This is a genomic window from Methanolinea mesophila (assembly GCF_017873855.1).
GTDB lineage: Archaea > Halobacteriota > Methanomicrobia > Methanomicrobiales > Methanospirillaceae > Methanolinea_B > Methanolinea_B mesophila.
This window is the reverse complement of sequence record NZ_JAGGKR010000002.1, coordinates 97576-113984: the sequence shown is the minus strand read 5'-3', so window position 1 is coordinate 113984 and position 16409 is coordinate 97576. Positions and strand designations below refer to the sequence as shown.

General features: G+C 59.4%; 18 protein-coding genes. 10 read left to right on the top strand and 8 right to left on the bottom strand.

The window, feature by feature from the left end; translation table 11 throughout:
* Positions 1-25 precede the first annotated feature (25 nt).
* The 3 genes from ilvD to J2741_RS11980 form a co-directional block, all read right to left on the bottom strand.
* The gene (gene ilvD, locus J2741_RS11990) at positions 26-1669 is read right to left on the bottom strand and encodes a dihydroxy-acid dehydratase (protein WP_209675892.1); all 1644 of its coding nucleotides are present in this window, start codon (positions 1667-1669) and stop codon (positions 26-28) included.
* A gap of 39 nt (positions 1670-1708) precedes the next feature.
* On the bottom strand, positions 1709-1945 hold the full coding sequence (locus tag J2741_RS11985) for a hypothetical protein (protein WP_209675890.1): 237 nt from the start codon (positions 1943-1945) through the stop codon (positions 1709-1711).
* Between the two features lie 138 nt (positions 1946-2083).
* Positions 2084-3436 carry a cobyrinate a,c-diamide synthase gene (locus tag J2741_RS11980; protein WP_209675888.1) on the bottom strand — a complete coding sequence of 451 codons (1353 nt, stop codon included), beginning with the start codon at positions 3434-3436 and terminating at the stop codon, positions 2084-2086.
* 341 nt (positions 3437-3777) lie between these two features.
* Between J2741_RS11980 and J2741_RS11975 the strand changes: the two genes are divergently transcribed.
* A complete protein-coding gene (locus J2741_RS11975) occupies positions 3778-4209 on the top strand; it encodes a nuclear transport factor 2 family protein (RefSeq protein WP_209675885.1) in 432 nt (143 codons plus the stop codon).
* Between the two features lie 319 nt (positions 4210-4528).
* Here the strand turns inward: J2741_RS11975 and J2741_RS11970 are convergent, their stop codons facing one another.
* Positions 4529-7054: a DNA-directed DNA polymerase gene (locus J2741_RS11970; protein WP_245249797.1), complete on the bottom strand. Its 2526-nt coding sequence runs from the start codon at positions 7052-7054 to the stop codon at positions 4529-4531.
* Positions 7005-7871 (bottom strand): malate dehydrogenase, encoded by an 867-nt coding sequence (locus tag J2741_RS11965; protein ID WP_209675883.1) that lies wholly within the window; start codon positions 7869-7871, stop codon positions 7005-7007. The genes J2741_RS11970 and J2741_RS11965 overlap by 50 nt, the downstream gene beginning before the upstream one ends.
* Positions 7872-7930: 59 nt before the next feature.
* On the opposite strand from J2741_RS11965, the gene J2741_RS11960 reads away from it, so the two are divergent.
* From J2741_RS11960 to pscS, 6 genes are all read left to right on the top strand, one after another.
* On the top strand, positions 7931-8818 hold the full coding sequence (locus J2741_RS11960; protein ID WP_209675881.1) for a dihydroorotate dehydrogenase: 888 nt from the start codon (positions 7931-7933) through the stop codon (positions 8816-8818).
* A complete protein-coding gene (locus J2741_RS11955; RefSeq protein ID WP_209675879.1) occupies positions 8811-9575 on the top strand; it encodes a dihydroorotate dehydrogenase electron transfer subunit in 765 nt (254 codons plus the stop codon). Before J2741_RS11960 ends, J2741_RS11955 begins: the two co-directional genes overlap by 8 nt.
* Before the next feature lie 202 nt (positions 9576-9777).
* Positions 9778-10656 carry a formate/nitrite transporter family protein gene (locus J2741_RS11950; RefSeq protein ID WP_209675877.1) on the top strand — a complete coding sequence of 293 codons (879 nt, stop codon included), beginning with the start codon at positions 9778-9780 and terminating at the stop codon, positions 10654-10656.
* A 10-nt stretch (positions 10657-10666) separates the two neighbouring features.
* The gene (locus J2741_RS11945) at positions 10667-11200 is read left to right on the top strand and encodes a nucleotide-binding protein (RefSeq protein WP_209675874.1); all 534 of its coding nucleotides are present in this window, start codon (positions 10667-10669) and stop codon (positions 11198-11200) included.
* Positions 11201-11500: 300 nt separating this feature from the next.
* Positions 11501-11683, top strand: coding sequence for a hypothetical protein (locus J2741_RS11940; RefSeq protein ID WP_209675872.1), 183 nt, complete (start codon positions 11501-11503; stop codon positions 11681-11683).
* Positions 11680-12855, top strand: coding sequence for an O-phospho-L-seryl-tRNA:Cys-tRNA synthase (gene pscS, locus J2741_RS11935; protein ID WP_209675870.1), 1176 nt, complete (start codon positions 11680-11682; stop codon positions 12853-12855). The genes J2741_RS11940 and pscS overlap by 4 nt, the downstream gene beginning before the upstream one ends.
* Before the next feature lie 8 nt (positions 12856-12863).
* On the opposite strand, the gene J2741_RS11930 is transcribed toward pscS, so the two are convergent.
* Together J2741_RS11930 and J2741_RS11925 are read right to left on the bottom strand one after the other, a co-directional pair.
* A complete protein-coding gene (locus tag J2741_RS11930; RefSeq protein ID WP_209675868.1) occupies positions 12864-13433 on the bottom strand; it encodes a type 1 glutamine amidotransferase in 570 nt (189 codons plus the stop codon).
* Between the two features lie 112 nt (positions 13434-13545).
* Positions 13546-14226, bottom strand: coding sequence for a diphthine--ammonia ligase (locus tag J2741_RS11925; protein WP_209676368.1), 681 nt, complete (start codon positions 14224-14226; stop codon positions 13546-13548).
* Positions 14227-14470: 244 nt separating this feature from the next.
* Here J2741_RS11925 and J2741_RS11920 point away from each other — a divergent pair, with 244 nt between their 5' ends.
* The 3 genes from J2741_RS11920 (at position 14471) to J2741_RS11910 (ending at position 15917) form a co-directional block, all read left to right on the top strand.
* Entirely contained in the window at positions 14471-14935 is a 465-nt protein-coding gene (locus tag J2741_RS11920; protein WP_209675866.1) for a YbhB/YbcL family Raf kinase inhibitor-like protein, read from the top strand.
* A gap of 36 nt (positions 14936-14971) precedes the next feature.
* Complete coding sequence (gene msrA / locus J2741_RS11915; protein WP_394357426.1) at positions 14972-15469, top strand: peptide-methionine (S)-S-oxide reductase MsrA; 498 nt, start codon at positions 14972-14974, stop codon at positions 15467-15469.
* Between the two features lie 301 nt (positions 15470-15770).
* Positions 15771-15917, top strand: a complete 147-nt coding sequence (locus tag J2741_RS11910) for a hypothetical protein (protein WP_209675864.1) — start codon at positions 15771-15773, stop codon at positions 15915-15917.
* 153 nt (positions 15918-16070) lie between these two features.
* On the opposite strand, the gene J2741_RS11905 is transcribed toward J2741_RS11910, so the two are convergent.
* Positions 16071-16316, bottom strand: a complete 246-nt coding sequence (locus tag J2741_RS11905) for a hypothetical protein (protein ID WP_209675862.1) — start codon at positions 16314-16316, stop codon at positions 16071-16073.
* Positions 16317-16409 lie beyond the last annotated feature (93 nt).

Sequence of the window (16409 nt, the reverse complement as noted above, 5' to 3'; positions counted from 1 at the left end):
AGGCGGTCAATGTTTCCGCACGAGTTCACCGGAGGACCGCGCCATGATCCGCCTGGTCCACGGCTTCCCTGTATCGGGTCAGGACGCCCGACACCTGCCTCAGTTTCGGGACGAAGGTTTTTCTCCTCTTTTCGAGATCCGCGGGATCCACTTCGAGCATGAGGCTCTTGGCGAAAAGGTCCACACTGATCGGGTCCCCCTCCTTCACGAGCCCGAGAGGGCCGCCCACCGCCGCCTCGGGTGCGATGTGCCCGATACAGGGGCCGCGGGTTCCTCCCGAGAACCTCCCGTCGGTGAGGAGCACCACCTTCGAGTACCCGAGACCCATGAGGGCCGATGTCGGGGAGAGCATCTCGGGCATTCCGGGCGCTCCCTTCGGTCCCTCGAACCGGACGATCACCACGTCCCCCTCCCGGATATCCCGGGAAAGGATGGCGTTCATCGCCCCCTCTTCGCTATCAAAGACCCGTGCCGGCCCCTTGTGCCGCCACATATCCTTCGGTACCGCGGCGCACTTCACCACCGCACCGTCGGGGGCGAGGGACCCGCGGAGGATCTTCAACCCTCCTGCCGCGCTGACCGGTGAGTCGAGGGGCCGGATAACCTCGTCGTCCTGCACCCGGGATTCCGCAGCGATCTCCAGGATGTCCTTCCCGGATACCGTGACTGACGGTGAGAGCATCGGTTGTAACCGGGAGAGAACCGCCGGGATCCCGCCCGCCCTGTGGAGGGCGAGCATGGAATGGACCCCCGATGGCTGCATGTGGCTGAGATGGGGTACGGTGTCGCTTATCCTGTCGAAGGAGCCAAGGTTCAAAGGAACTTCCGCTTCGCGGGCAATCGCCATCAGGTGGAGGACGGTGTTGGTCGAGCCTCCCAGCGCCATGTCCACCCGAATCGCATTTTCGAGGCCGGGGAGAGTGATGATTCTCCGGGGGGTGATCCCGCCCCGTACCAGGTCCATCACCTTCTCCCCGGACTCCCGGGCGATGCGGAGTTTCGATGCGTCCACCGCGGGAGAGGCGGCGCACCCCGGGAGGGACATTCCCATTGCCTCGGTCATGCAGGCCATGGTGTTCGCGGTGTAAAGGCCCTGGCAGGACCCGCACCCGGGCATGGCGCAGGTTTCCAGGTCGCAGAGTTCCGCCTCGGTCATGGAACCCGCGGCTACTTTTCCTACCCCTTCGAAGACGTCGATCAGGGAGAGATCCTTTCCCTGCCGGAAGCCGGGAAGCATCGGGCCCCCGGTCACCACGATTGAGGGGATGTCCATCCTGGCTGCGGCCATCAGCATTCCCGGCACGATCTTGTCGCAGGTTCCCACGCAGACCATCCCGTCGAACCGGTGGGCCTGGACCATGAGCTCGATCGAATCGGCGATGTTCTCACGGGAGGGGAGCGAGTAACGCATCCCCTGGTGGCCCATCGCGATCCCGTCGCATATCCCGATCACCCCGAACTCGAACGGCACACCTCCCGCGGCGGCAATCCCCTCCCGGACCTTCTGCGAAAGGGCACGAAGGTGGATGTGCCCCGGCACGATATCGTTCCAGGCGTTCGCGATCCCTATGAACGGCCGCCCCATCTCCTGCTCGGTAACCCCGAGAGACCGGAGCAGCGACCTGTTCGGCGCTCTCTGGTATCCCTGTTTTGCCTCGTCGCTCCTCATAGGTTCACCATTAACATGTACAGTCACGCCTGTTCTTTATCATCTTGGCGCCCCGGCGCCCGTCCGGCGCTTCACATTTGCCGGGCATGTAGTAAGCAGGCTGGCGACCATTTTCTCCCTGTAAAGGAAGAGCGCGATGAGATTGACACGCATTCCCTGGTGCTTCCTCATTCGGTGACGATAGGCCTCCTGTGTTCCCCGGCTGCCGGCCGGGATGTGGAGGTACTTCACCGCGCATTCGAGAACATCCTCACCAGGCCCGGTAATATCCTCCACTCCACCCCCCCTTCCGGATCTCGTTCCTGACAGGAGAGCCGCCCGGATCAAATGCCGCGCTCGTCACGAGGGTGCTCGATCAGGGCAGTACAATCCCGCTCGCGACCCCGGGCGTGACAGGGAGATCGAGGCTCGGACTTATGATCGGCGGAAATCTTCTGCGGCGAGGATCAGCGAATGTGCGAACTCGGAAGAAAAGTAGGAGTGAGTGTAATTTCCCACGGAGCGGTGTTCGTACAACCCGTCCAGGCACCCGAAGATGCCTCTTCCGCGGGTGAGCCTGATAGAGAATCTTGCATCGGGGGAGGGGTGGATCCTGGAATAGTGGAACTCGTGTCCCTTCACCGGGAGACCGGCCGGGATGAACCCCGCACCGGTCCAGGTCCCCTCTGTGTATCCCAGTCCCTGGATCCCCTCCGTCATCTCTGCCGCTGCCGGAAGAATCCCTGTCATCCGGTGTGAGGTCCCCGGCCCTGCCACGAGCTCCTCGCACAGGTAGAGCAAACCTCCGCACTCGGCGTAGACAGGGAGACCGTCCGCGGCACGGGTGCGGATTTCCCTGGTGCAGGGTGCGCACGACAGCGCTCCGGCATGGAGCTCCGGATACCCTCCACCCAGGTACACCGCGTCGACCTCCGGGAGCGGGTCCCGGATCGGTGAGAAGAAGATCAGGTCCGCACCCGCAGCAGCAAGGCAGTCCAGGTTGTCCTGGTAGTAGAAGCAGAACGCCTCGTCCCGTGCGACTCCGATGCGGATCCTCTCCCCTTTTTTCATACCCCCGGGATACCGGATCCGGTTTCCCCCGGGTACAGGGGGGGCACTCCCCGCCAGCGCCAGGATACGGTCTAGATCGCAGCCTTCTCGCACGAGTGCCCCCACCCCGGTATGGTCCGTGACCTCGTGCGCCATCTTCAGCCCGAGGTGCCGGCTCTCCAGGTCAGCACGGCGGTCCCGGCGGACGAACCCCAGTGCGGTGGTCTCGAGCCCCGCTTCTATCAGCAACCGGTGGCGTGGGCTCCCTACACGGTTGAAGATCACTCCACCGAGTATAATGCCCGGGTCGTAGCTGAAGTACCCCCGGACCAGGGCGTGGGCGCTCCGCGACATGCCCTTCACATCTACCACCAGGGCGCCAGGTGCGGAAAGGAGCGCCATCACCTGGGCAGTGCTCGCGAATCCGGTCCCGTCCAGGCCGTCGAACATCCCCATGACCCCTTCGATCACCGCGATATCCGCCCCGGCGCATGCGCGGGCAAACGTTTTCCGGACACCGTTCTCCCCCATCATGAACGGGTCCAGGTTACGGGATACCCGCCCGCAGATCGCGGTGTGAAACCCGGGATCGATGAAGTCCGGGCCGACCTTGAAAGGCTGCACGGAAAGACCGCGTTCCACCAGGACCTGCATGAGGCCCCGGGCGATGGTGGTCTTCCCGCACCCGCTGTGGGTGCCGGCGATGACGATACGGGGGATGCGGTCGGGGGCGATCATGTATGATGATCAATCGTTTCCGGGGAGGTATAATGGTCTCTGCCATCCGGAGACCCGTCCTCCGATACACATTGCCTCCACATCCGCCTCGCGTGAAGGAATCCGACGCCAGGCCGCTACCGCCCGCCGATGCATATACCTGTCAGCCATCCCGAAAAAGACCTTGAAACAACGGCTACGTTCAGTCACTCAACGTCCATCGGATTTTTGGTACAGGCAGACGGATGCAGTGCCGGTGCCTCCGGTTCTGCCACGCCACCGGCACACAGGTGATCGAACGACAGGTGGGAACTTCCCGCCAGGGTTATTATACTGCACATACTCCATGGGATGGAGCAACGATGACGGGACAGAAACCTGTACCGGAAAGGGACCGGGTCGTCGAGGCGGTGATCCGCCTCTTTGTCGCAACGGACCGCAGAGACTGGAACGGCGTGCAGAATTGTTTTGCAGATGCTGTGTTCTTCGATATGACCTCGCTCGGCGGAGGCGTCCCTTCTACGGAGTCCCCCGGTGCAATCGCGGACGGTTGGAAAGAAGGGTTAAAAGACGTGCCCGCCCTCCATCACCAGGTCGGAAATTTCCTGGTGACTCTGGGGGAACGCGAGGCCAGGGTCTTTTGTTACGGGATCGCGATTCATTACCTGGCGGAAGGCAGCGGAGGAAAGGTGAGGACCTTTGTCGGCGAGTACGACTTTCAGCTCGAGGAGGCTGAAGGAGAATGGAAGATCACGCTCATGGTCTATCGCTCGAAATTCGTGATCGAGCCGTGAAATCTCCCCGGAACGTTTCCGGGATGCGGGGAGAAAGAGGCCCGTGTGACTACCCTGCGATGGCGTGCCGGGCTGCCGGATAGCACTTTCCATTGATCCCGTTTCGGTCTGACACGAAAAAAAAGCGACCCGGCAGGTAAATGCATCCTCACCCGCTCGCGGGGCAGAGGACCCCGACCCCGGGGACGTCCTGCCCCCACCCTTACTCTTCAAACCTGAAAATGCCGTGCCAGGTTCGATACGATACCGTCCGGGAGGAGAAACTACTGTGAAATTACTATCCCCTGTGGCATCTTCTCAATAAAAGGAGATCCGGTACCTACCCGATCCCCCACTGTGAAAGGGTGGTACGGGAGGGGTCGATGTCGGCCCACTCCCATCCCAGAGCTTCGATGATCCGGGTGATGGGCTGCTTGATCGTCTTGTCGAGCATCAGCTCCCAGTCGACCTGGAACTCCGCCGGGACCTGGTCGCCGTACTCGAAGCAGAGGACGTCCGTCTTGGGGTACTTCGAGGTGACATTCCGGATGTACACTCGTTTCGGCTTTGACCCTTTTGAAAATTCCATCCCCAGCTGGAGATTGGCATACTTCGCGCCCCGGATATGAGCGTCGTCCGTCTGGTAATCGTGGAGCTGCTTCCCGATGCCACCGGGAATGCCGATCTCGTCGAGGGAGAATTTCCCGGTGCGGTAACTCCTGATGATCTCTCCCAGGTACTCTTTCACCGGCGCATACCCCGCACCCTTCAGGATCATCTCGATCACCTTCTGCTGCACCTGCTTGGTGATCGGGGGGTAGTCGCTCCTTCGGAGTTCGAAGCCGACGATATCGATCTGGTCCACGTCGGCCCCCTCCTTCCAGACCAGGTGGCCGGCGTACCGCTTCTTCTTCCCGGCCTGGAAAAACCGGCGATAGACCTTCTCGAACTTGATGGAAAAGTAATGCGACCCGGCATTCAGCTCGTTCCGGGCGAAATCTCCGTAACTCTCGTTCAGTTGCGCCTCGATCGCCCGTGCGGTGGCGATGATCTCCGGCATAGGCCCCTCCGGTACGACCACCATGCATGAGTCGGTGTCCCCGTAAATGACGTGGTATCCGAGCCCCTCGATTACGTTCCGGGTATGCTCGATGATCGCCCTTCCCACCGAGGTGATCGCAGCCCCGATCTCCCGGTCGTAGAGCCGGAACCTCGCATAACCCGAGACCCCGTAGTAGGTGTTCATGATCACTTTCAGCACGTTCTGCTGCAGGTCGTAGAGCACGTACTCCTCGGACCCGAACGGGAATGTGTTACGGAGCGCCTTCTTCTGGTCCCGTTCCACCAGCAGCTCGGAAATAATGCTCCTGGTGAGTCCGTCGGGGTGTTGTCTGAACCGGACACCGTTCGGGGCACGGTACTCCCCCGAGGGGTCCTTTGTCTCCGGGGATGCGTTGATGGTCATCATTGCCATGGGATAGAGGGATTTTAAGTCCAGCACCACCACGTTCTCCTTCAACCCGAGGCTCGGGTCGAACACCGTGGCCCCCTCGAACTCGCTCCCCTGCGCAAAGCCTTTCGAAGGAAGGACAAAGTGCCCGTGTGCCTTCCGGAGGACAAAGATATCGATCACCGACGAGGAGTTCAGGGTCCGGTCGAGGGGGCAGCCCACGTACCGCGCAATCTCCCGGTAGAACTCGATGATCCTGTTTTTTTTGTTGATTGCGACGCAGAGTTCCACGTCTTTATAGTTGTATTCCACCAGGAGGCAGGGGTCCTCCCGCCAGAGGTCGCTGATCTTTCCCCGGTAGCGCACCTTCGAGTCCCCCACTTCTTTCTCCGCCACCGCGTCGAGGCGGTACGACTCCAGTTGCGAGCCGTGCATCTTCTTATACGCCTGGAGGAGATCGAAGAGCCCCCGGCCCCGGAGCGCGTTCCGTTCTGTCTGTCCCTCGAGACGGGAGAGCTGCACGGGAGAGAGGCCCAGCTGCTCCATCCTCCGGGTGATGTACGGGAGGTCGAAGTCGGTCAGGTTCCAGCCGCTGATTATGTCGGGATCCCGGGACCTGATGTACTCCGCGAACCCCTTCATCATCTCTTTCTCGGTGGTATAGGTGTGGATCGCGTGGGTCCCGGGCAGGAAACAGCCGTTCTTCTTCGGGGCCATCCCGGAAAAGACCGTGAGGTCGCAGTTCTCCCGGGGAGAATATATGAAGCTCGCGTAGTCGTCGCAGAACGAGTCGTGGGAGGTGATGCAGATGATCGCGTCGCGTTCGGGTTCCGGGAATCCCCGTTCGTCCTCGCACTCAATATCGATCATGCATATCCGGGCGGGATAATTCACCCCCGAGGGTTCCAGTTCACCGTACTCCGCGATGCTCCCCGGGGCCTTTACCCCCCCGGTGAGGCCGGTATCGATCATAAAGCGGGTTGCGAAAGGGATGTCCGCCTCGAAATGATGATACCGGTCCCGAACCTCGCGGACATCGGTGGGTCTGCCGGTATAGAGCCTGCGCAGCCTGTCGCCCCGGATGGAAAGATATTCCTTTACGGTCTCCACCTCCACCTGTGCCGGGTGCCGCATGGTGTCCGCCTGGGTGAGCGGGACATAAAAATAGGGGCGGAAGTCGGTGACCACGAGGTGATGCGCAGCGCCTTCGCGATCCCGGCCGAAGACATGAATTACCGGACCCTCGGGGGTATTCGAGTACTCCACCTGGTTTATGGCGATCTCGATCCCCGGTTCCCCGCATCCCGGAGCTCCGGTACCGGGCTCCTCACTTATGTCGTCCCCTGCATGCTTCCCGTCCATCAGTTCAGTGCCCGATATGTGCGGCAAGGTCCCGCACGAACCCCGCGGCAGCATCGAAGTGCTCCCGCTCCCATGTGTCCAGATCCCATTCCTTTATCGAGCAAATCCCTTCCCGCCCGATCTCCGCGGGTACGCCCAGCGAACATCCGGAGACGCCGTACTCTCCTTCAAGCACGCATGAACACGGGATAATCCGCCGCTCGTCGAGGATTATGCTTCTCATCAGCCCTGCGATATGGTACGCGGGCCCGAAGACCGTCCCGCCCTTGCCCTGGATCACTTCCATGCTCGCCCCACGCAGTCCTGCCAGGATCTCTTCCCTGACGGCAATGTCCACCGGCGCGTCCAGACGGGAGAAGAGTGGCACCTGATATTCCCCGTGGTCGCCGAGGACCCAGGGGTCCCCGGAAATGCCCTTCTTTTTCAGCGCGATCCCGAAACGGGCGCTGTCGAGCTGCCCGCCGAATCCGATGCACCGCGATGGTTCAAAGCCGTTCTTCCTGCACAGGTACAGGTTGTTCGCGTCCATGGGATTCGTGACCGTGATGAGGACCCCGGTGAACTTGTTCAATGCCAGACTGCATTCATCGGCGACCGGGATATTTGCTGAGAGAAGGTCGGCGCGGGTCTTGACCTCGGGCGTGCGGGGGATGCCTGCTGAAAAGACGCAGACGTCCGCATCGCGTGCAGCCCGCCAGTCCGTGCTTATCTCGATATCGAGCCCGGTATGCTGGATGTCGAGCACCTGGGCGCGAAGGAAAGGCTTTGCTGCATCATACATCACCATCCGGTCGATCAAGCCGGACATTGCTGCAAGGTACGCGACCTCCCCGCCGATCTTTCCGGTGCCGAGCACTGCGAGGGTAACCATATCACTACTATACGAGCGCACAGAATAAATAATTACAATTACGTCCATCTTTTTCTCGAATGGTGAGTCTTTTGCCTGGCCCGGTGCGGGCGGGCGGCGTGGACCTGAAGAACCACCTTATCCTGGCCGCCGGCGTGCTCGGTACTACGGGCGCATCCCTTCAGAGAGTGCTGTCGCTCGGGGCGGGCGGGGTGGTGACCAAGTCCATCGGGCCCTTCCCGAACGAGGGTCACGCAGGGCCGTGCCTGGTGGTAATGGAAGGAGGGATCCTGAACGCCATGGGGCTTCCGAACCCCTCGTCTGATTTCGTGGACGAGCTTGTCCCCCTGCAGGGCGAACCGGTGGTGGTGAGCGTGTACGGCGGGAGTCCTGAAGAGTTCGCCACGGTCGCAGGGTGGTTCGCCGGGAAGGCACGCGGGGTAGAACTGAACCTGAGCTGCCCGCACGCCGCGGGCTATGGGGCAGCCCTGGGGGCCGATCCTCGGCTGGTCGAAGCGTGCACCAGGGCGGTGGCGGACCTCGGCATACCGGTGTGGGTCAAGCTGACCCCGAACGTGACCGATATCACCGCGTGCGGAATTGCAGCGGAGCGCGGAGGTGCCCGGGCCCTGGTGGCCATCAATACCGTGAAAGCCATGAGGATCTCCACCGGGATGCGCCGCCCGGTCCTCGGCAACAGGTTCGGCGGGCTCTCGGGGAGGAGCATTTTCCCTATCGCGGTCAGGTGCGTATACGAGCTGTATGAGGCCTGTTCCATCCCCATTATCGGATGCGGGGGGGTTTCATCGGCCGGCGATGTGATAGAGATGATGATGGCCGGTGCTACCGCGGTCCAGATCGGGAGCGCAGTGCACTCGGACCTCAGGGTCTTCGAACGAATCGCGGGAGAACTCTATTCACCGGACGGCGAACCATCCGCGGAACTGGTGGGGTGCGCCCATGTCTGAACTGCTCCCCACGGTTACGGTAATCACCAGGGTTATCCGGGAGACGCCGGGGATTACCACCCTGGTATTCGACCGGGAGATGGTCTTTAACCCCGGCCAGTTCGTCATGGTCTGGGTTCCCGGCCGTGATGAGGTCCCCATGGCACTCTCCACGGGCACCTCCATAACCGTCCAGGAAGTCGGCGATGCAACGAGGGAGCTCTGTGCCCTCAGCGAAGGAGCGAAGATCGGAATCCGGGGCCCGTTCGGGAACGGGTTCTCCCCCCGGGGGAGAACGCTCGCGGTCGCAGGAGGAGTGGGTGCGGCACCCCTTCTCTCCTGTGCCCTGAAGGGAAAGGTCGAAACCTTCCTACTCGGAGCCCGCACCGCGAGCGAACTCCTCTTTTGCGACCGTCTCGAAGAGTGCACCGAACTCGCGACCGCCACCGACGACGGGAGCGCGGGTCATCACGGCCGGGTGGGGGATCTCATGGCCGGCCGTGACCTCCATGGTTACCAGTCGATACTCGTCTGCGGCCCGGAACGGATGATGGAGGCGGTATTTCACACGCTCAGGCAGGAAGGGATCTCAGCGAGAGGGCAGTTCTCCCTGCACCGTTATATGAAATGCGGGGTGGGGGTATGCGGCTCCTGCTGCATGGATCCCGGGGGTTTGCGCGTATGCAAAGACGGTCCTGTATTCCCCGGAGATCGGTTAAACGGAGGTGAATTCGGAAAATATGCGAGGGACGCTTCCGGAAGGAAGAAGAATGTCTGACGAAATCCGGGCTTTAAAATCATTCTCCTTATCCCTTCACTCATTGATTTTCTCTATAAATCAGTTATTATCCATATAAACCCCGAAAATCAATTAGAAAATTATTAATAACACCAGAAAGGATTTTAATTTTGAACCTATACGAAAAGTGAATTAATAGGTTACTGGTATAGGTCGGACATTTGAGAGAGGTGTGTAAAAAATGGTATTTCATCCTCCGGTCGCTATCGTCGCGAAAGCTGGCGATGCCGGAAAATACAAGGTAGGGCTTCCTGCCTGGAATATGCTCCTGCGTGGATTCATGGCCGGGGCGTACATCGCTATGGGAGGTGCACTTGCAACCGTCTGCAGTACCGGTATTCAGGCAGCTGATGCCACTCTGCGTTTCGGAACCGCAAGCGCAGGGTTCTCGCAGCTCATTACGGGAGCCGTCTTCCCCGTCGGGCTTATTATCATCGTGCTCACCGGAGCAGAACTCTTCACTGGTGACGCGATGCTTGCCCCGATGGCAGCGTTCATCCACAAGATCAGCTGGGCTTCAATCATCAACCTCTGGGTATGGGTATATATCGGAAACCTGATCGGGTCTATCGTCTACGCCTACATCATGGCCTACGGACCGTTCAGCACCTGGGATGCAGCCGGAGCCGTAACCGTATCGGCATTCGGAACAAGGGCGATCGCAATAGCCGGCGCAAAGGTCAGCTATGTGAGCCTTGCCGCTCAGTGGTCCGCATTCCTGAAGGCAATCGGGTGCAACTGGCTGGTTAACCTTGCAGTGCTTCTCGGTATCTGTGCCGACGACCTCATCGGTAAGTTCTTCGGGATCTGGTTCCCGATCATGGCCTTCGTTTCCTCGGGATTCGAGCACTGTGTCGCGAACATGTACTTCATTCCTGCCGGTCTCTTTACCCAGGCATTCATCACCGACCCGACCAAGATAAACGCCGGGCTGACCTGGGTCACGATGTGGACAAACAACATCATCGTTGTGACCATCGGCAACATCGTCGGCGGATTGCTCTTCGTGGGTGTCCTCTACTGGGTAGCCTTCCGGAAGGAAATCGCCGCACTCAAGTAACTGGGATTGAATGAGAATTGGAAAAGTCGAGGTAAAGGTCTCCATCGTCGCGGTTGCGGTGGTGGCGGTCTTCGCCATCTTTTTAGCATACGCATATTTCGTGAGCGGAGATTCCCGGATCCTGTTATGGGGTGTCCCGACGCTGGTTCTGCTCTTCGTGATACCGATCGGTCTCAATTACATGAGCCAGAGCGAATATGCCGCGGTAAGGCCCGAGTATGAACGTGAAGCACGGCCTGTCCGCATCAAGATGATCAATCTGAACATGGTCGGCGAACCCGTAAGGATCGAGGGTGTCGTCGAGAAGATCAGGTTCCAGTTCCTGAACAGGCCATCCTATATCGTCGCAGACCGGAGTGGCGAGATATCGGTGAAGTTATTCACCCAGCCCGAAGAGAAGATCAAGGTGGGCGATGTTGTGGAAGTCCTAGGAATGGTCATCAAGCGGTATATCGCGACAGGAGACGCGGTAGTAAACGGTGTCTCCATAAAAAAGATCAATAAAACGATCGAAACGAAAAAGAAAATACAGGGTGAAAAATAGTTTCCCCTGCATTATTCCCTTCGAATCCGGAAATCTGTTCTTTTTGCTGAAATTACCCGGAACATCGTACTCTTCCCGGATCTCCCGGAATTTTCAGGTGACTGCCCGGAACGCACCGGACGAGGGTTTCGCCAGGGGGTGTACAGTCATTTCACACAAAGTACGATATGCGATACCCGAAGTTTCTAGGAACGCCGGTAACGTGCCCGAAATTTCAGGAGTCATATTCGGACAGGGACTGTGCGGGCGTTACGATCGCTAACTCTTATACTCCGGTTGCGATATTAGTATGGTGAATTCATGTCGAAAAGGGCTGTAGATGCGGTATTTCAGGGTATGTTCCTCTTCACCGACCTCCGGGTCATGCTCCGGGAGACCGCCCCCGCTCACACGCTCGACCCTTCCGGACGGGAGAACGCGGAGAAGATCCTGGCAAAGATAGAGACCCAGGTCAGGATCCTCCGGGAGGAACTGCTCAAATGAAGTGTGCAGGACCGATCGATGTCCGGGATGTGGACGAGTCCTCCATCAATATCGATCCTATCCAGGTAGGCGGAAGGCTGACCGCCGAGGCAATGAAGGCTGTGATCGCCTATGGGGACGGGTATTCGGTTTGCGATAACTGCCGTAAACCGTTCCGCCTCGACCAGATAAAAACCCCCCCGGTCGACCAATTTCATAACGACCTGGCAGCATTCCTGAACATGGACGTCGCCCGGGTAGTCCCCGGGGCACGGAGGGGGTTCCAGGCGGTGGCCGGTACCTACGTGAAAAAAGGAGACCCTGTGCTGATCACCGCACTCTCGCACTATACCGAGGTTCTTGCGGTCGAGGGAAACGGCGGTGTGCTCCGGGAGATCCCGGGAAGAGAGAACATCATCACCGCGGACGCCGCGGCGTCCACCATAGAAGAAGTGAATAGAGAGTTCGGCCGGCCTCCGGTGCTGCTCTTCCTCGACCATTTCGATTACCAGTACGGCAACGAACACCAGGTGAAGGAGATCATCCGGGTTGCACACCGGTATGACATCCCGGTACTCTACAACGGGGCCTATACCGTGGGGATCATGCCTGTCGACGGGAAAGCGTTGGGTGCAGACTTTGTGGTGGGATCGGGGCACAAGAGTATGGCGGCTCCCGCCCCGTCAGGAGTCCTTGCGACCACCGGGGAGCGGGCAGAAGAGGTATTCCGCACCACGATGACGAAGACCGACAAGACCGGCCGTACGTTCGGGGTGAAGGAAGTGGAGATGATGGGCTGCACCCTGATGGGGGTCACCCTGATCGGGATGATGGCCTCATTCCCCCGTGTCCGGGAACGGGTCACAAGGTGGGAGCAGGAACTCGCCAACGGAAACCTGGTCGTAGAGGCGCTCCGTTCTATCAGGGGCACGAAGATCAGGTCGGAGTTCCCCCGGAAGCATACCCTGACCCGGGTGGACTCACTGGACTCTTTCGACAAGGTTGCACAGACTCACAAAAAGAGAGGGTTTTTCTTCTCCAGCGCCCTGAAAGACCGGGGTATCGCGGGGATTATCCCGGGAGCGACCAAAGTGTGGAAATACAATACATACGGGATGACCAGGGCCCAGGCCGAGTACCTCGCCAGGTCATTCACGGAGATCGCAGAAGAGAACGGGTTGACGGTCGGGTGAGCGGCCTTTCAGTCGGCCGGTCCGGAGAGAGAGACCCCGACGAACCGCTCCACGACCCATTCGTTCCGGACCTCGGGGTGGAACATCACTCCCCACCACGGTCGTTCCCTGGAGAGGAACGCCTGGATACAACACCCCGACCCTGCGAGTTCCGTGCATCCCGGCGGCAGGGTCACCCCGAAGTTGTGGAGTTCATAGGCAGGGAATATCCTTTCATCACCGAGAACCACGTCCTTTTGTGTGACCTTCACCTCCGTCATACCTATTTCCGGTGCCCGTACCACTTCTCCTCCGAGCAGGCGGGCAAGCACCTGCATCCCGGCGCAGATGCCGAGAACGGGGATGCGGGAGCGTTCGAGCCAGCAGAACCGATCCGGATGCTCCAGGTACGAATTGTCTTTCAACGCGGTACCACAGAGTATTATCCCTGAAATCCCGGTCGGGAGGGAATCCAGGTCTGAATAGTGGATTGTCTCCGCTTCACCCCCGCTTTTTTCCACTATCCGGCGGATCGGACTTACGAACTCAGGAAAGGAGAGGGATCCTTCCCGAAAGCAGAGGTCGAGGAGGAGGATCATGACCCCCCCCGGGCGGCCAGGGCACCATGGAACGAGGCGTTGCGGGGAGTATTCTCTCGCGATATTGAGGTTCCGGCCACACGGGTGAACGCACGGGGAAAACACGGGATATTCATTTATCCTCCAGCTCCGCCCGCGTCACCCGGATGACCCCATTGTGATTCGCATACTCGGGGGCGGCCTCGTAAATCCTGATCCTCTTTCTAAAGAAGGGAGCATCGAGGACCAGTGTCTCGAACTCTCCTCCTTCCCCGGTCAGCGAGACCCTCCATTTCCCGGAGATTGCACGCAGTTCGTCGATCACTTCCCGGGTAATCTCCCTCCCGAGCCATGTCTCGTCAAAAGGGGCTGCAAAGACCCCCGCTATGATCACCCGGAACCCTTCCGTAAAAAGCGATTCCATGTACTTCTCCTGGTCGGTATGCCAGAGCGGATTGAAGCACCAGAGGTCCAGGCTGTTGCAGATCTTCTGGACTCTTGTCGCCTGGTACACTGACAGGATGGCCCCCGTCACCACCCCCTCGATCCCGTACCGCTCCACTGCACACTCCAGAGCGCGTTCAAGATCCTCGAGCTCGTTTTCCTTCTCCCCGGCCGTCTCCACCTCGACCAGGGGAAGGCCGGCCGCTTCGGCCTGGAGCGGAACCAGGTGAACGTTCGGGGTGTGGAACATGTAACTCTCGGGGTTCGCCGACCGGATACTGATCAGGCATGCCACCTCCTCCTCCCTCATGGCACATCCGCAGGCGTAGAGCGAGTCCTTCCCTCCCGAGCAGAGCACCCCGAGTTTCATGCAGTCCTCACGCCTCATCTCCGGTTCGTATCCGCGCCTGCGGCACAGGAGTCAGGAATCCGGATCGCGAACTTCTCCTGCTCCCGCGGTGTCCGGCGATCCTGATGCGGTGCGAACCGGCGTGGTATACTACTTGTTCCCCGATGGTTATTTAAATACGGACCAATATCCTGATGAAGCAGGCCGGAAGGGCCCACCGCCCGCATCAGCTCCGGTTCTGCCGTTAAAAAAGAGGTTTGGGGTTATGGAAACGATCAAGGTCAGTTCAGGCGCATTCGAATCCGGTGAGCAGATCCCAGGCGAGTACACCTGCAGCGGGAAGAATATCTCGCCGCCCCTTTCCTGGTCGGACGTTCCGCCCGGGACGAAAAGCATCGTGATCATTCTTGAAGACCCGGATTCTTCCGGCGGGATCTTTTCACACTGGATACTCTACAATATCCCTCCGGATCACCGGGATCTCATGCCGGGGGTCGAGAGAAAGCCAGTGCTCATGGACGGCAGCCGGCACGGGCTGAACAACTATGGGAAGATGGAGTACGGCGGCCCCTGCCCTCCTCCCGGGAACCCGCACCGCTACTTCTTCCGGATCTTCGCGCTGGATACCGTGCTCGCCCTTCGGGCACCTGTGACCAGGAAGGTGATCGAAGATGCCATGGCAGGGCACGTGCTCGCGAAAGGTGAACTGATGGGGAAGTTCAGGAGATAGGATCATGACCGGAATATCCCAAGCACCCGGAGTTTCATGACAGAGATGAATCGCACCGAAACTGCGACATTCGCCGCGGGATGCTTCTGGGGCGTCGAAGCCTCGTTCCGCCAGATAAAGGGGGTTATCTCCACCCGGGTAGGGTATACGGGGGGGACAAAGGAGCATCCTACCTACGAGCAGGTGTGCTCGCATACTACGGGACACGCGGAAGCAGTGGAGATCGTGTTCGACCCGACGGTCGTCACCTACACCCGGCTGCTCGACGTGTTCTGGTCGATACATGACCCGACCCAGATGAACCGCCAGGGGCCGGATATCGGCAGCAATTACCGGTCGGCAATCTTCTATCACTCCGGGGAGCAGAAGGAGAAGGCCGGAGAGTCGCTGAAGAGGCAGCAGGACTCGCCGAGATTTGCGGGAAAGAAGATCGTGACCCAGATCGTCCCGGCCACCACCTTCTGGCCGGCGGAGGAATACCACCAGCAATTTTTCGAGAAGAGGGGTATGAAAGGTGGAGGGTGCCATATCTGAACCCCCTCTGACATGATTAATTTTGAAAAAATTACCGCGTGATCCCCCAGGACGCCCCGAATCACGTATATTCGTTCCTCTCACCGATTGTTTCCCGGCGCCGGACCGGAGCGAGGGCGGTCCTCCCTCCATTTTCAGTGTTCTCCCACGGTTCGGATCATCCGCCGGTTTACTTTCACGCTGCATTCGGCCCAGCCTGTTGAATCACTCAGTGCAATACCTGTGCATGGAACAGGACCCGCCCCCGGTCAGGTGCCCGTGCTGCGGCTCGGCATATACCTCGCCACAGAGAGGTTCTGATATGTGGGAGTGCCACCATGACCTCTGCCGGGCGGTCTTCCCGGTCCTTCCTCCATATCGGTACCGCGAAAGAGGTCAGATGGCGATCGTCGCCGAGGAAGAGCCGCCGTACTTCCCGGTAACCAGGCGTGTGGCTGATAAGCCCTGAATCAATATCCTGAAAATTTTTCCGCCGGCCTGTGGTGTGTGATCCGCACCTCCATTTGTATCGCGCCTTCGTGTGTCGCCGGCCTTCGATGAATTGGGCCCCTCATAACATCACAATCATGACCAGGACGAATATTCAGGCGGCCTATTTAAATTAGAAGAGAATCCGGGATATTTCAGACAATAATTTAAATACTTTTGCCCCAAATATTATATATCCCTCCAAAATCCTCTCTTCACTACTCAGGACTATGGCGGGAAGAGCCGGATCATCGTCCGGCACCCGGGCCGTGAATCTTCTCGCTGACCGGCCCGGTTTTTCATCGTGATTATGACCGTGTATCCGGGTCTGCATGCCGTTATGCCACGCCGCCATATCCTGTATACTCACGGCATTCATCCGAAACCTGAGGCAACCCCCCCTTGAAAGACCAGGAGGAGGGTCAGTTCAACGCTATGGGATGTATCGGGCCTTATGATGATCCAAGATAAA